General features: G+C 70.4%; 12 protein-coding genes. 9 read left to right on the top strand and 3 right to left on the bottom strand.

Features of this window, described 5'->3' with window-relative positions; all coding sequences use genetic code 11:
* Positions 1-36 precede the first annotated feature (36 nt).
* Positions 37-2,283 carry a serine hydrolase gene (locus E4K62_RS03060; protein ID WP_167747718.1) on the bottom strand — a complete coding sequence of 749 codons (2,247 nt, stop codon included), beginning with the start codon at positions 2,281-2,283 and terminating at the stop codon, positions 37-39.
* A 157-nt stretch (positions 2,284-2,440) separates the two neighbouring features.
* Between E4K62_RS03060 and E4K62_RS03055 the strand changes: the two genes are divergently transcribed.
* On the top strand, positions 2,441-3,034 hold the full coding sequence (locus E4K62_RS03055) for a helix-turn-helix domain-containing protein (RefSeq protein ID WP_135063441.1): 594 nt from the start codon (positions 2,441-2,443) through the stop codon (positions 3,032-3,034).
* On the opposite strand, the gene E4K62_RS03050 is transcribed toward E4K62_RS03055, so the two are convergent.
* Positions 3,031-3,690 (bottom strand): DUF1028 domain-containing protein, encoded by a 660-nt coding sequence (locus E4K62_RS03050; RefSeq protein ID WP_135063439.1) that lies wholly within the window; start codon positions 3,688-3,690, stop codon positions 3,031-3,033. The two genes, E4K62_RS03055 and E4K62_RS03050, sit on opposite strands and share 4 nt — an antisense overlap.
* 136 nt (positions 3,691-3,826) lie before the next feature.
* Between E4K62_RS03050 and E4K62_RS03045 the strand changes: the two genes are divergently transcribed.
* Genes E4K62_RS03045 through E4K62_RS03030 form a run of 4 tightly spaced genes read left to right on the top strand, consistent with a single transcriptional unit; the run spans position 3,827 to position 8,830 of the window.
* Positions 3,827-5,350, top strand: a complete 1,524-nt coding sequence (locus E4K62_RS03045) for an ABC transporter substrate-binding protein (protein ID WP_135063437.1) — start codon at positions 3,827-3,829, stop codon at positions 5,348-5,350.
* 5 nt (positions 5,351-5,355) lie between these two features.
* Positions 5,356-6,321 carry an ABC transporter permease gene (locus tag E4K62_RS03040; protein ID WP_135063435.1) on the top strand — a complete coding sequence of 322 codons (966 nt, stop codon included), beginning with the start codon at positions 5,356-5,358 and terminating at the stop codon, positions 6,319-6,321.
* A complete protein-coding gene (locus E4K62_RS03035; protein WP_135063433.1) occupies positions 6,318-7,220 on the top strand; it encodes an ABC transporter permease in 903 nt (300 codons plus the stop codon). Before E4K62_RS03040 ends, E4K62_RS03035 begins: the two co-directional genes overlap by 4 nt.
* Complete coding sequence (locus E4K62_RS03030; RefSeq protein WP_135063431.1) at positions 7,217-8,830, top strand: dipeptide ABC transporter ATP-binding protein; 1,614 nt, start codon at positions 7,217-7,219, stop codon at positions 8,828-8,830. Before E4K62_RS03035 ends, E4K62_RS03030 begins: the two co-directional genes overlap by 4 nt.
* A 9-nt stretch (positions 8,831-8,839) precedes the next feature.
* Here the strand turns inward: E4K62_RS03030 and E4K62_RS03025 are convergent, their stop codons facing one another.
* Entirely contained in the window at positions 8,840-9,190 is a 351-nt protein-coding gene (locus E4K62_RS03025; protein WP_135063429.1) for a nuclear transport factor 2 family protein, read from the bottom strand.
* Between the two features lie 112 nt (positions 9,191-9,302).
* Here E4K62_RS03025 and E4K62_RS03020 point away from each other — a divergent pair, with 112 nt between their 5' ends.
* From E4K62_RS03020 to E4K62_RS03010, 4 genes are all read left to right on the top strand, one after another.
* Positions 9,303-10,082 carry a helix-turn-helix domain-containing protein gene (locus tag E4K62_RS03020; protein ID WP_167747717.1) on the top strand — a complete coding sequence of 260 codons (780 nt, stop codon included), beginning with the start codon at positions 9,303-9,305 and terminating at the stop codon, positions 10,080-10,082.
* A gap of 125 nt (positions 10,083-10,207) precedes the next feature.
* On the top strand, positions 10,208-10,339 hold the full coding sequence (locus E4K62_RS18955) for a hypothetical protein (RefSeq protein WP_276321927.1): 132 nt from the start codon (positions 10,208-10,210) through the stop codon (positions 10,337-10,339).
* Between the two features lie 15 nt (positions 10,340-10,354).
* On the top strand, positions 10,355-11,104 hold the full coding sequence (locus tag E4K62_RS03015; RefSeq protein ID WP_135063427.1) for a class I SAM-dependent methyltransferase: 750 nt from the start codon (positions 10,355-10,357) through the stop codon (positions 11,102-11,104).
* A gap of 94 nt (positions 11,105-11,198) precedes the next feature.
* Complete coding sequence (locus E4K62_RS03010) at positions 11,199-12,521, top strand: HNH endonuclease signature motif containing protein (RefSeq protein WP_167747716.1); 1,323 nt, start codon at positions 11,199-11,201, stop codon at positions 12,519-12,521.
* The last annotated feature ends 3 nt before the right edge of the window (positions 12,522-12,524 follow it).

The following is a 12,524-nucleotide window of genomic DNA, read 5'->3' as shown; positions in this document are numbered from 1 at the left end:
GGTCGCCCCGGGCTCGGTCTACTCTCCCGACTTTCGTCAGGCCCGGGCGCGCCGCCGACGGGCGCGCAGCACCGCAGCCACTCCGGCGAACATGGCGAGGATCGCGATCCCTGCGGTGAACGCGATCTGATCCACGCTCCCGTCGCGGCCGCTGTTCGCGAGGGCTCCCCCGACTTTCTGGGGGTCCTGCGAACCCGCCGCGATCCCGGCCGGGTCACCCGGCGCCACCGGAGTACCCGGCGTTACCGGCGTCGTGGGCGTTCCCGGAGTCGTCGGAGTTCCGGAGGCCGGCGCCGTCGCGAGCAGGTAGTCGTGCACGGCGGTTCCGATGCGCTGGAGGAAGGGATTGGCGACGGCCTGCACGTCGCCGGTGAAGCCCGGTCGCACGGTAGAGAACACCGAGAGGGTGATCTCCTGACCGGGAAGGAGCACCATGCCGACGTCGTGACTGACCTCGGCGTTCTCCCCCGTCTTATGGGCCAAGATCCCGGCCGGAACGGTCGCGCCGAGCTTGGTCTTCACCTGCTGCGCCAGCATGAGATCGATGATGTGCTCGGCCGAGGCCGTCGACAGGAACGACGACGCGCGAGCGGCCGGCGAGGTGTTCGCCGCTTCGTAGATCCGCGTGAGCAGCTCGTTCATGCCCGAGGGCGTGAGCCACAGGTCGCCGTCGGGCGGCACGATCCCGCCGAACATCTTGCGGCCGAAGTGCAGGTCGGTCCGCGAAATGCCGGCCGCCTCGATCGTTGCGTTGATGGGGCCGAAGCCGCCGACGACATCCACGAGCTTGTTGGTGGCGGTGTTGTCGCTCACCGTGATCATCAGATCCAGCATCCGCCCGATCGACACGTCCTGGGGGAAGGTGCCGTCCTTGAGGATGCCGCTGCCCTCGTAGCGCTCCTCGGGGAGGATCGTGCGGATGTCGTCGAGAGTCAGCATCCCGTCTTCCACCTGCTGCATCACGGTGACGGCGAGCGCCATCTTGATGGTGCTGGCGGTGGTGGACCGGTCCTGCTTGCCGGCGAAGAGCGACCGTCCGTCGTAGTAGCCGGAGAGGTCCTCGATCGCCACCCCGAGGTCGATGCCCGCGGCGGTCGCCTCGTCGATGATGGGGGTGATCGCGGCCTCGAGCTCGGGCCAGCCGGGAGAGACGGGCACCGACGGCGCGGGGGTCGGGTCGTATCCGCCGACCCAGGTCAGCGCGTTGAAGGTGATGTCGCCGTAGAAGGCGCGGAGGATGTCGCCGGCGGAGCGCTGTCCCTCGCTGCTGTTCCAGAACATCACGACGCTCTCGTCGCGCTCGGGGAAGGCGAGGAAGAAGGCCTTCCGCGTGCCGTTGTCACCCCAGTGCCACACGCCCTGTCCGAGCTCGCTGTCCTCCAGACCGATGCCCAGGCCCCAGTCGATGAAGGGGTTGGCCGGGTTCGAGGCGTCTCGCACGGCGTCCGACGAGGGGGCGAGCCACTCCGCGTGCAGTGCGGGCGAGAGGCCCTCTCCGTTGATCACGGCGCGCTGCAGGAAGGTCGTGTAGTCCAGGCCGGTGGTCTGCAGCGTGTAGGCGGTGTTCCCGCGCACGTACGTGCTCATCGCCCCGGGGGTGCCGGATGCGTCGTGCCCGACGATCGTGCGGGGAGCATCGGCCGCGCGGTACGACAGCGTCGTGTTCATCATCCCGAACGGCACGAAGACCTCGTCGTGCAGGATCTGGTCGAACGGACGGCCGTCGAGGTGCTCGATGACGCTCTGCAGGAGGAAGAACCCGTCACCGGAGTAGCTGAACGACGTGCCCGGCGTGGAGTTGGGAACGAGCAGCGTCGTCTCGGAGTTGACCTCGCCGGCCCAGTTAGGAAAGCCGGTCGTGTGGTTCAGGACCATCCGGGCGGTCACCGTCTGAGCCTCGGCGTTGCCGGCGATGCGGGGCGAGGGGTAGTAGTCCCACAGCGGAGTGTCGAGGTCGATCTGACCTGCGTCGACGCGCTTGAGGAACTCGTATGCTCCCACCACCTTGCTCAGCGATGCCGCCTGGAAGACGGTGTCTTCGGCGACCGGGGCTCCCGTCGCGGTGCTCTGCACGCCGAACGTGTAGCTCTGGGTCGTCGCGCCGACGCGGTGGACGACCTGGGCTCCGGGGATGCTCCGTGCATCCAGTGCAGCCGCGATCGTGTCTTCGATGTCACCGGGGGCGGCCGTGGCTGCGCTCGCGGGGGCGATGGCGAGGGCCGCTGCCATCGTGGCGGCGGAGATCGCTCCCCATCCGCGGAGCCGGATCTTGCTCTTTCTCACTGTTGTCTTGTTCCTTCGGGTTCGTGCGGTCGTTCCGGGAAAGCGGGAACACTGGCAATCAACCAGCCCGCCGTTTCGGCGACGTTTCCGTCTGATCTCGCCGCCGCGACCCACCAGCCCACCGCCGGCCATGCACACCCCGCGGTAATGTGAGCGCATGGCCCGCCACGACGACCACGACGAGTCGCGGGCCGTTCAGACCCTCGGCGCCGCCGTCCGCGACGCGCGCCGCAGGCTCGGGCTGTCGGTGCAGGCCCTCTCCGAACGCGCAGGGGTCAGCTTCGGTCTCGTGAGCCAGCTCGAGCGCGGACTCGGCAATCCGTCGCTGCAGTCGATCCAGCGCCTCGCCGGCGCACTGGGCGTCCCGGCCGGGCAGCTGCTCGACGAACCCGCCGGCGACCTCGCCGTCGTCCCGGCCGAACGGCGGCACGTGATGCCACCGGCGCCTGGTCTGCCGCGCGATCAGCAGGCGGTGCGCGAACTGCTCACCCCCCGCGGCGAAGCGATGCTCCAGCTGATCCGTTCCACCCTGCCCCCCGGGTTCACCAACGAGCAGCGACCGTTCCGCCACATCGGCACCGAGTGCGTCACCGTCGAATCCGGCGTACTCGTCGTCGCCCAGAGCGACCGCCGCGTCGAACTGCACGCCGGCGACACCGTGACCTACCGATGCTCCGAGGCGCACTGGTGGGCCAACGGGCACGACGGCGTCACCGTCGTGCTCGGCGCCGTGACCCCCTTCGAGCGCTAACGCGGCGGCGGCAGGGCACCCGGCGAGGAGAGGTCGGCCGCATCCGACGCCCGCAAGTCCACCAGGCGTGCGAGCTCGGCCACGGGATCGGGGTGGTCGTCCACCCGCAGGTCGACGACGACGTCGCCCCCGGCGCGCGCGACCAGGACGGCCGCGCTCTGCCTCCCCCGGAGGTCGCCGCCCGCCTGCTCCCCGCGGGCGAGGACCGCCACCAGGTGGCGGGCGTAATCCACGGCATCCGGTTCTGCCGGCGGTGACGACAGCTCGGTCGCCATCGCGGCCAGCACTTCCGCGTCGGTGAGCAGGTTTCCCGCGACGACGGCGTCGGAAAGCACGACATGTCCCGCCCAGCCCGACGTCTGCGTGCCGGTGCGCGCGGCCGGCTCCCCCTCCCACGGAAGCGCGGCGACCTGTCGCAGCTCGGGGCGGTCGTCGTGCTCGCCGATCCTCCCGACCGCGTCGACGGCGACATCGCCCGCGCGGAGGCGCTCCAGCAGGAAGCCGCGCAGCGCCCGGTTCGTCCACGCCTGACTGGCCACCGCCCCCACCCGCGGATCGACGGCGACCACCGCGTTGCCCACCGCGAGCGAGCGACTCGCCGTCGCCGCCCCGATCAGGCCGCCGCGGGGATCGCGCGCGAGAACGGTGTACGTCACAGAGCCCTCCGGTCGGGGCGAACGTGACGATCGTGTTTCGCCTGCGCCCGCTGCTTGTCCTGACCCCCATATTCACACATACTGATCGAATCATCATCAGAGTGATGCCTCGGCATCCGCACGGATGGGGGACCCCATGGGAAAGCGCGTCATCTCCGGAGCCGCCCTGGCGGTCACCGCACTGCTGGTGGCCGGATGCTCCGCCGGCGAGGGCGTCGACCTCGATTCCTCCGGCGCCGACGGCGAGGTGCTCGTCGCCGCGATCGGCGGGGAGCCCGACCAGCTCGACCCGCAGAAGACGACGTCGTACTTCGCGTTCGAGGTGCTCGAGAACGTGTTCGACACGCTCGTCGAACCCGACGAGAATCTGGAGATGCAGCCCGCGCTCGCCGAGAGCTGGGAGGTCAGCGACGACCAGCTCGAGTGGACCTTCACGCTGCGCGACGGAGTGACCTTCCACGACGGGAGCGAGTTCACCAGCGCCGACGTCGTGTACTCCTACGACCGCATCATCGACGAAGAGCTCTCCAACGCGTGGAAGTTCGCCTCCGTCACCGATGTGACCGCCCCCGACGACCAGACCGTGGTGATCACCGTCGCCCAGCCCACCCCGAACCTGCTGTCGAACCTCGGCGGATTCAAGGGCATGGCCATCGTGCAGGAGGACAACGTCGCATCCGGCGACATCACGACCGCTCCGGTCGGCACGGGTCCGTTCTCGGTCGAAGAGTACGTCTCCGGCGACCACATCACCCTCACCGCGAACCCCGACTACTGGGGCGGCGCCCCCGAGCTCGGCGGCGTGGAGTACCGCTTCATCTCCGAGCCGGCCACCGCGCTCGCGGCCCTCCGCGGCGGCGAGATCCAGTGGACCGACGTCGTGCCGCCGCAGCAGGTGGGCGAGCTCGAGACCGACGAGGCACTCGAGCTGGGCGTCACGCCCTCCAGCGACTACTGGTACCTGGCGCTCAACCAGGCCCGCGAGCCGTGGAGCGACGTGCGCGTGCGCCAGGCCATCGCCTACGCGATCGATCGCGACGCGATCGTGCAGGCCGTCAGCTACGGCACCGCCGAGCTCAACCAGCTCGCCATCCCGGAGCAGAGCGTCTGGCACACCCCGTACGACACCTACTCCACCGACATGGACGCCGCGCAGCAGCTGATGGCGGAGGCCGGGTTCACCGGCGGCACGCTCGACCTGCTCGCCACGAGCGACTACCCCGAGACCGTCACGGCCGCGCAGATCATCGCCGCGAACCTCGAGCCCCTCGGCATCGAGGTCTCCATCCGCCAGCCCGACTTCTCCACGTGGCTCGACGAGCAGAACTCCGGCAACTTCGACATGCTGATGATGGGATGGCTCGGCAACATCGATCCCGACGACTTCTACTACTCCCAGCACCACAGCACGGGGGCCAGCAATGCGCAGAAGTACGCCAACCCGGAGGTCGACCAGCTCCTCGACGCCGGCCGGGTCGAGACCGACACCGAGGCGCGCAAGGACCTCTACGCGCAGGCCGCGACGATCATCGCCGACGAGGCCAGCTACATCTACCTCTACAACCCATCGGTGATCCAGACGTGGTCGCCCTCGGTCACGGGCTACGAGGCACGCGCCGACCGCGCCATCCGCTTCCGCGACGCGGCTCTCGGCGACTGAGCACGATGCGGATGCAGCCGGCCCGCGTGCTGCGCTTCCTCGGCGTGCGGTTCGTGTCGTCGGCGGTCGTGCTGCTCGGTGTGCTGGTCGTGGTGTTCGCGATCGTGCAGCTCGTGCCCGGAGACCCGGTGCGCCTGGCGCTCGGGACGCGGTACACCCCCGAGGCGTACGAGGCGCTGCGCGCCGCATCCGGGCTCGATCGTCCCCTGCCCGAGCAGTTCGTGGGCTACGTCGGCGGCGCCCTCACCGGCGACCTGGGCGTGAGCTTCCGCAACGGCGAGCCGGTCACCACGACGCTCCTCTCGCGCCTGCCGCCCACGATCTCCCTCGCGCTGGCGGGGCTCGCGATCGCGCTGGTGATCGCCGTGCCCGCCGGGATCTGGTCGGCGCTGCGCGAGGGGAGGGTGAGCGATGCCATCGTGCGCACCGCGAGCCAGTTCGGGGTCTCGGTCCCCGACTTCTGGCTCGGGATGCTGCTGATCTCGCTGTTCTCGGTGACCCTGGGCGTGCTGCCGGCCAGCGGTTACACCGCGATCACCGAGAACCCCGCCGAGTGGGCGCGGCGCGTGGCGCTGCCCGCCCTGACCGTCGGCCTGGTCGCGGGGGCGATCATGACCCGCTACATCCGCGCGGCCGTGCTCGACGTGGCATCCGCCGGCTTCGTGCGCACCGCCGTGTCGAAGGGGCTCCCCCGCCGCGTCGTGACCTTCCGCCACATCGTGCGCAACGCCCTCGTGCCGGTGCTCACGATCGCCGGCATCCAGCTGGCGACGATCCTCGGCGGCGTGATCGTCGTCGAGGTGGTGTTCGCGTGGCCCGGGCTCGGCCGTCTCGTCTACGACGCCGTCGCCGCGCGCGACTATCCGCTCATCCAGGGCGCGGTGCTGCTGATCGCCGTGATGTTCCTGCTCGTCAACCTGCTCGTCGACGTGCTCTACGCAGTCATCGACCCCCGGATCCGCGTCTCATGAGCACCGACCGCCCCCTCTTCGCCGACGTGCCCGCCGCCCAGCCGCGGATGTCGGCGCTGCGCATCCTCGCCGCCAACCCGGTCACCGTCGTCAGCGCGTCGATCATCGCCGTCGTCGTGCTCGTCGCGGTGCTGGCGCCGTGGATCGCGCCGTACGGCGTCAACGCCATCGACGTCAGCGCGCAGCTGCAGCCGCCCAGCGCCGCGCACTGGTTCGGCACCGACGAGCTCGGCCGCGACGTGCTCTCCCGCGTGATGCTCGCCGCCGGCACCTCGTTGTCGATCGCCGTCGTCGCGGTGACGTTCGCCCTCGTCGTCGGGCTCACCCTCGGCGTGGCGGCCGGATACCGCGGCGGATGGCTCGACATGGTGCTGATGCGGCTGGTCGACGTCATGTTCGCCTTCCCCGTGCTGCTCCTGGCGCTGGCGATCGTCGCGATCTTCCAGCCTGGCATGGTGACCACGATGATCGCGATCGGGGTCGTGTACACGCCGATCTTCGCGCGCATCGCCCGCGCGAGCGCCCTGTCGGTGCGGGTCTCCCCCTTTGTGCAGGTGTCGCAGACGATGGGCACCCCCGGGCTCTCGATCGTCCGCCGCCACGTGCTGCCGAACATCGCCGGGCCGCTGGTCGTCCAGACCTCCCTGTCACTGGCGTTCGCGATCCTCTCCGAGGCGGCACTGTCGTTCCTCGGCCTCGGCATCCAGCCCCCGGCGCCCTCGTGGGGCGGGATGCTCTTCACCGCGCAGGGATTCCTCACGCAGGCGTGGTGGATGAGCGTGTTCCCGGGGGCGGCGATCTTCGTCACGGCGCTGGCCTTCAACCTCTTCGGCGACGGGCTGCGCGACGTGCTGGATCCGCGTCAACGCACCATCATCGAGGCTCGGAGGACGCGATGACCGCGCCCGTTCTGCGCGTGGACGACCTTCGCGTCTCCATCGGCCGTGCCGACATCGTCCGCGGCGTGAGCTTCGCCGTCGAGGCGGAGCAGACCCTCGGCATCGTCGGCGAATCCGGCTCGGGCAAGTCGATGACGGTGCTCGCGGCGACCGGCCTCATCGATGCGCCCGGACGCCGCGTGTCGGGGTCATCCGTGCTGCACCGCGGCACGGATGACGCGGTCGAGCTCGTCGGCGCATCCGATCGCACGCTCCGCCGCGTGCACGGGGATGCGGTGGGCTTCGTCTTCCAAGACCCCGGCACGTCGCTCAACCCGCTCCTGACGATCGGGCGGCAGATCACCGAGTCGCTCGAGACGCACCGCGGCCTGTCCGGCCGGGCCGCGCGCACGCGCGCGATCGACCTGCTGGAGGCCGTCGGCATCCCGCATCCGGACGAGCGCGTCGACGCCTATCCGCACCAGTTCTCCGGCGGGCAGCGCCAGCGCGCCATGATCGCCGTCGCCCTCGCGTGCGACCCGGCGCTGCTCATCGCCGACGAGCCCACCACGGCCCTGGACGTCACGACGCAGGCGCAGATCATCGACCTCGTGCAGACGCTGCAGCGCGAGCGCGGCACCGCCGTGGTGTGGATCAGCCACGACCTCGGCGTCATCGGCCAGGTCGCCGACGACGTGCTCGTCCTGCGGAAGGGTGTCGCCGTCGAGCAGCGGCCGATCGCCGACGTGTACGCGCGACCCGAACACGCGTACACGCGCGAGCTGCTGGCAGCCCGCCCCCGCATCCGCGCCGACGCCGGGCCGCCGCCTCGTCCGGATGCGGCGCCGCTCCTGGATGTCGCCGACCTCGACGTGCGGTTCACCGTCGCCACTCCCACCGGTCCGCGCGTCGTGCACGCCGTCGACGACGTGTCGTTCCACGTTCGCCGCGGCACGACGCTCGCCCTGGTGGGCGAGTCGGGGTCGGGGAAGTCCACGATCGCCAACGCGCTCACCGGGCTCGTCGCCCCCAAGGCCGGCACCGCCACGCTGGCCGGCGCCGACCTGCTGCGCGCCCGCCGTGCCGACCGGCGCCGCGTCGCTATGGTCTTCCAAGACCCCTTCGCCTCGCTCGACCCGCGCCGCAACGTCGGCGACGCCGTCACCGAGCCGTTGCGCGTGCACCGCCTGGGCGGACGCACCGCCGCGCAGCGACGCGACCGCGTCGCCGAGCTGCTCGACCTCGTCGGGCTGCCGACGGCCTTCCACGAGCGATTCCCGCACGAGCTGTCCGGCGGCGAGCGCCAGCGCGTGTCGATCGCCCGCGCGCTGGCGCTCGAACCCGACGTCGTCGTGCTCGATGAGGCCACCGCATCCCTCGACGTCTCCGTGCAGGCCCACGTGCTGACGCTGTTGCGCCGGCTGCAGGACGAACTCGGGACGACCTACCTCTTCATCGCGCACGACCTCGCGATCGTGCAGGAGATGAGCCATGACGTCGTCGTGCTGAAGGAAGGCCGCGTCGTGGAGGCTGCGCCCGCCCCCGAGCTGTTCGCGAACCCGCGCGAGCCCTACACGCGGCATCTGCTCGCCGCCGTGCCGCCGGAGCGCCCGCGGGCCGTTCGCTCCTGAGCCGCGAGGTCAGGCGGGAACTTTGTCGAGGAAGCCGCGCACGTCCGCGACCCGCCCCTCCCCGTCGAGCACGACGACGTCGAAGCCGATGACGACCGGCTCGGCGCCGTCGGGTCCGAGACCCCACTGGAACCGCACCTGGTCGTGGTGGGAGTCGGTCGCGCCGACCGGCGTGAACACGAAGCCGGGGAACTGCGCCTGTACTCCGTCGATGAGGCGGTCGAGCTCGCCGCGCCCGCTCACCTGGGCGAGCGGATCGGTGTAGCTCACGGAGGGCGCGAAGTGCTCCGCGAGCAGGCGGCTGCGCTCCTCCGGCCGGGCGTTCCACGTGGCGAGGTAGCCGGCGACGATGTCGTTCATGGGGGTTCTCCTTCATCCGTTGTCGGTACGGCAAGACTCGACCAACGGATGCGGCGGAGCCATGACCCCGGAGGTCATGAAGTGGCGACGTGCCACGCCTTAGGCTCACCCCATGTCGACCTACGCTCCCGACCGGCCGGTGGGCGCGATGCTGCGCGAGTGGCGGCAGCGCCGCCGGTTCAGCCAGCAGGATCTCTCCGACGTGTCGAGCGTGTCCACGCGGCATCTCAGTCGCGTGGAGACCGGGCGGGCCCACCCCACGCCGGAGATGATCCTGCACCTCGCCGACACCCTCGAGGTGCCGCTGCGCGACCGCAACGGACTGCTGCTGGCCGCCGGCTACGCCCCGCGCTACAGCGACCGGCCGCGCGGCGACGCGTCCGTGGCATCCGTCATGGCGGGTCTTCGCTCCCTGCTGGACGCACACCTCCCCTATCCGGCGCTGCTGCTCGACGACGACTGGGACGTCGTGGATGCCAATGCCGCCGTCGACGCGCTCCTCGCGGGGTGCGCCCCGGAGCTGCTCGAGCCACCCCTCAACGTCCTGCGCCTGACCGTCGATGAGCAGGGGCTGGCGCAGCGGATCGTCAACCTCGAGGAGTGGACGGCGCACCTGTACTGGCAGGTGGCGCACCGAGCCGACCGCACGAGCAAGCCCCGACACCACGATCTGGCGGCCATGGTCGCGGCGCTGCGTGGCGGCGGTGTCCCGCGCCTGTCACCGTCGGCCGGACCGGTGCTGACGATGGACCTCCGCGCCGGCGACACGGTGCTCCGCATGTTCAGCACCACGGCGCGGCTGACCACGGCCACCGACGTCGCGCTGGAGGGTCTGCACTTGGAGACCTTCCTGCCCGCCGACGAGGCGACTCGGGCCTACTTCACGGCGTAGCGGCGCGGGCGCGAAAGGTACTGCATCCAGCTCGCCGGCGATAGAGGCCGTGCACGGATCGCGGGCGCCGCTACCGTGGGCGCAACCTGTTGCTCTATGCACCACCTGCACTCGAGGGGGAGTCAGTGATCGTGCTCACCGTTGTTCTGACCTGGATCGTCGGGTCGTTGGGGGTGGGCCTCCTCCTCGGTCGGAGCATCATGCTCGCCGACCGTCGAGAGGGAGCCCTCATCGTCGCGGAGCCCGCCACGCAGTAGGAGGAGGGCGCCGTCATGTCGCTTTCACCCGACCAGCTCGACCCCCACGTGTGGACGGAATCCGTCGCACGCGACTACGACCGGTCTTCGGCCGCGATGTACGACCCCGCGGTTCTCGACCCGACCGTCCGCTTCCTGGCGGATCAGGCGCGCGGCGGCCGCGTCGCGGAATTCGCGATCGGCACCGGCCGGGTCGCACTCCCCCTCGCCGCACAGGGGCTGGACGTCGCCGGGATCGAGTTCTCCCAGCCGATGGTCGACGAACTCCGCCGTAAGGACGGCGGCGCGAACATCCCCGTTGCGGTCGGGGACATGGCCTCCGCGACACTGCGTGGCGAGTTCGCGCTGGTGTACCTCGTGTACAACGCCATCACGTGCCTGCTGTCGCAGTCCGCACAGCTGCAGTGCGTCGACAACGCCGCACGCCACCTGCAGCCCGGTGGGGCGCTCGTGATGGAGGTCTTCGTGCCGCCGCTCCAGGGGGTGCTGCCCGGGGAGGCGTACAAGCCGTTCCACATCTCGGACGATCACCTCGGCATCGACGAGTTCGACACCGTGAACCAGCTCCTGGTGTCGCACCACTACAGCTTCTCCGAGGGGACCGCTTCGCGGTTCGACTCCCCGCATCGCTACGTCTGGCCCAGCGAACTGGACCTGATGGCGCATCACGCGGGCCTGACGCTGGCGGAGCGGTGGGCCGATTGGGATCGGACGCCCTTCACCGCGGACAGCCGTTCGCACGTCTCGGTGTGGCGGAAGCCGTAGCCGGCTCCCCTCCCCAGCCGACGCAGTGTTCGAGCTTTCCACAGGGGGAAGGGGTCGCCCGCGCTATGTCGGTGGTATGTGCGAAGCTTATCGCATGAAGAACCCACCTACTTGCATAGTTATCGACGAAGAAGTGCAACTCGCTTCTATCGTCGATGGGCTGCGCGAGAGCGAGGAGAACATCGCGGCGATGGAGGCGCAGAAGACCGCGCAGCTCGCCACGGCGATGCGGATCGCGCTGCGGCGGATGGAAGGGAAGCACCCCACTCAACGCGCTCGGGAGATGGAGCTGCGTTCGATCGCCGCAGAGATCGGCGCGGCCGTACGTTGGAGCGACCGGGTCGCGCAGCAGCGGATGGCCGATGCGCTGGATCTCGTCGAACGCTTCCCCGCGACCGTCGACGCGCTCGCGGCGGGGCGGATCACCGCGCGGCACGCCGCGGTCATCCAAGACGCCGGCTGCGTGCTTCCCGACGCCACGGAGCGCGCCGCCTTCGAGCGCGTCGTGCTCGAGTGGGCCGAGTGCGAAACGGTCGCGCGGACGCGTGACTACGCGCAGGGTCTGGCGGAGCAGATGAACCCCGAGTCGATCACCGAGCGGTTCGAGCGCGCCGACAAGGGACGCAAGGTGAGCGTCACCGAGCTGGGCGACGGGATGGTGAAGGTCGAAGCCATCGTCGCGGCAGCTCTCGGCCATGGCATCCACGACCGGCTCACCCAGCAGGCGCGGGCGATCCGGCAGTGCGCGGCCGATGCGCTTCGCGAGCAGACAGAGGACGACGAGTCGGCGGAGCCGACCGTCGCCGACACGCGCACGCTTGACCAGACGCGCGCGGATCTCCTCTGCGACATGATCCTCACCGGTCAGCCGGCCGTCGACCCCACCACCGACACCATCCCGGGCGGGCTGGGCGCGATCCGCGCGCACATCCAGGTCACGGTTCCCGCGCTCACGGCGGCAGGCGCCGACGATCGCGGTGCATCCATCGACGGCAAGAGCCCCATCGACGCCGACACCGCGCGGTGCCTGATGGCCGGCGCGCCGGGCTGGGACCGCATCCTCACCCACCCCGTCACGGGAACCGTCCTCACCGTCGACCGTTACCGGGCCGGCAACCAGATGGAGCGATTCCTCGCCGCGCGCGACGTGCACTGCCGATTCCCCGGATGCCGCATGCCCGCACGCCTCTGCGACCACGACCACAACGTCGATTGGGCCCTCGGCGGACAGACCGACGTGTGCAACCTGGCCTGCCTCTGCAAGCGACACCACACCCTCAAGACCGAAACCGAGTGGGTCGCGTCGCAATCCCCCGACGGATCCATCCAGTGGACGTCACCGCTGGGCCGCGGTTACACCGACCGGGTTCCCCCGCGCGTCACCTTCGTTCCCGACGGCGATCCGCCACCCTTCTGACGC

The organism is Microbacterium wangchenii (assembly GCF_004564355.1).
Taxonomy (GTDB): domain Bacteria; phylum Actinomycetota; class Actinomycetes; order Actinomycetales; family Microbacteriaceae; genus Microbacterium; species Microbacterium wangchenii.
The sequence above is the reverse complement of the archived record's forward strand: the minus strand, read 5'-3'. Positions and strand labels throughout refer to the sequence as shown.

What these genes read in the sequence shown, in the direction of transcription:
- E4K62_RS03055 (WP_135063441.1), top strand. Translation starts at nt 2,441, where the DNA reads ATGGCCCGCCACGACGACCACGACGAGTCGCGGGCCGTTCAGACCCTC.
- E4K62_RS03045 (WP_135063437.1), top strand. Translation starts at nt 3,827, where the DNA reads ATGGGAAAGCGCGTCATCTCCGGAGCCGCCCTGGCGGTCACCGCACTG.
- E4K62_RS03040 (WP_135063435.1), top strand. Translation starts at nt 5,356, where the DNA reads ATGCGGATGCAGCCGGCCCGCGTGCTGCGCTTCCTCGGCGTGCGGTTC.
- E4K62_RS03035 (WP_135063433.1), top strand. Translation starts at nt 6,318, where the DNA reads ATGAGCACCGACCGCCCCCTCTTCGCCGACGTGCCCGCCGCCCAGCCG.
- E4K62_RS03030 (WP_135063431.1), top strand. Translation starts at nt 7,217, where the DNA reads ATGACCGCGCCCGTTCTGCGCGTGGACGACCTTCGCGTCTCCATCGGC.
- E4K62_RS03025 (WP_135063429.1), bottom strand. Translation starts at nt 9,190, where the DNA reads ATGAACGACATCGTCGCCGGCTACCTCGCCACGTGGAACGCCCGGCCG.
- E4K62_RS03020 (WP_167747717.1), top strand. Translation starts at nt 9,303, where the DNA reads ATGTCGACCTACGCTCCCGACCGGCCGGTGGGCGCGATGCTGCGCGAG.
- E4K62_RS03015 (WP_135063427.1), top strand. Translation starts at nt 10,355, where the DNA reads ATGTCGCTTTCACCCGACCAGCTCGACCCCCACGTGTGGACGGAATCC.
- E4K62_RS03010 (WP_167747716.1), top strand. Translation starts at nt 11,199, where the DNA reads ATGAAGAACCCACCTACTTGCATAGTTATCGACGAAGAAGTGCAACTC.